This is a genomic window from Streptomyces sp. CA189 (genome assembly GCF_056428985.1).
In genome coordinates this window covers 1-1,628 of sequence record NZ_JBWJVM010000174.1, presented here as the reverse complement: position 1 = coordinate 1,628, position 1,628 = coordinate 1, and the positions used below count along the sequence as shown (strand labels likewise).

General features: G+C 68.9%; 1 protein-coding gene. It reads right to left on the bottom strand.

Translation table 11 applies throughout. From position 1 onward, the window contains the following. Positions 1-468: 468 nt before the first annotated feature. Complete coding sequence (locus AC061S_RS44365) at positions 469-1,029, bottom strand: putative immunity protein (RefSeq protein ID WP_478691564.1); 561 nt, start codon at positions 1,027-1,029, stop codon at positions 469-471. Positions 1,030-1,628 lie beyond the last annotated feature (599 nt).

Sequence of the window (1,628 nt, the reverse complement as noted above, 5' to 3'; positions counted from 1 at the left end):
CTCCTGCGTCGCGTCGCTACGCGATGGCCTCCGGCCACCCTTGACGGACCGTCCCACCACGGAAAAACACAAGACTTCCGGGATCCCCCCGGGGAATGGCCGGGGGGAGGAGTGGGGAGGAGCGGCCTGGTCGGAGATGCGCAGCCCTTCTCCGGCCGGCGGTCATCCGCACACCGCTCCGGCAGGACAGTGACCTCAGCCGGAACGGACGCGCGGGGCGATCAGAGCATCCAGGGCCGGGCGTCTGGACACCCTTCCCGTGACCGTCGACCGCCACCACGAGCAAGAGGGGGACGACCAGCCCCTCAGGGTCGGTGGGCGCGACAGATCGCTACACACTCCCACTCGGCTTAGCGACTACCGACCGTCCGTGGCTGGGCATAGGCCGCACACGACCACTTCCCCTCCCACTCGGCTTAGCGACTGCGGCAAGTGGGCGGAGGACGAGACGGTCGTCTTCCGACGACCTCAGGGATCGGTCTGGGCAGTGGGTCCCGTGGGGCGCAGGGCGGTGTCGAGCTCTCGGATGAACTCCCCTACGCGGCCGCCTCCGGCGGGTGGGGCGGGCATGCGGCCGAGTACGCGGGAGACCGCTGGGGGTGCGTGATGGCGCGCCCATTCAAGCGTCTGGGCAGCGATCTGGTCGTTCTCTCCGGATGCCAGTTCTTCCGCCCGCGCCGTGTGCGCTGCGGCACCGAGAATGTGCTTGATCTGATGGGAACTTGCCTTCGGATGAAGGTACGCCGCACCGGCCGCATGGCTCGCCGCTCGTGCCGCGTCGATCGCCGCAGGCGAATCGGCTTCCTGCGCCGCCTTGTAGGCCGCCCACCCGCACTGCCGCAAAGCGGCCGTCCGCCGCCCGCCCCCGGCAAACACCTCTGCCGCCTCGATGGCCTCACGCGGGCGGGCATCGCCAGGATGGTCCTGCTCGAAGACCGACAGGACCCTACGCGCGCATTCAGCCGCGTAGCCCGTGATCTCACGCAGTTCGTCTTCGCTCAGCTCGATCTCGTCCGACTCACTTGGCATGACCCCATCCTCCCGTCCCTCCGATCACCTCACGACTCCCATTTCCCCCTCAGGATCCGAGAACTGATCGTTTACCGCTTCCCCACCCGATCCAGCGCAGGTCCCAGCCCAGTCACGTGTCCGGTCCGGATCCCATTCCTCCCTTCCGGTCCCCCTTCCCCTCCCGCTTCTCGTCCCCCTTCCGGTCCCGCTTCCTGTCCCCCTTCTGGTCCGGATCCCAGTCCGGATCCCGGTCCGGATCCCGGTCCCGCGCGCCCCACTCACCCCCTCACCCCCTCACCCCCTCACCCCCTCGCGTCCCCTCCCCTTCCCCTCCCCTTCCCTGCCTCCACGCCTTCCCCTCCCCTCTCACTACCCGCAGTCGCTAAGCCGAGTGGGAGGGGAAGTGGTCGTGTGCGGCCTATGCCCAGCCACAGACGGTCGGTAGTCGCTAAGCCGAGTGGGAGTGTGTAGCGATCTGTCGCGCCCACCGACCCTGAGGTCCTTCTCGCCACCCTCTTGCTCGTGGTGGCGGTCGACGGTCACGGGAAGGGTGTCCAGACGCCCGGCCCTGGATGCTCTGACCGCCCCGCGCGTCCGTTCCGGCTGAGGTCACTGTC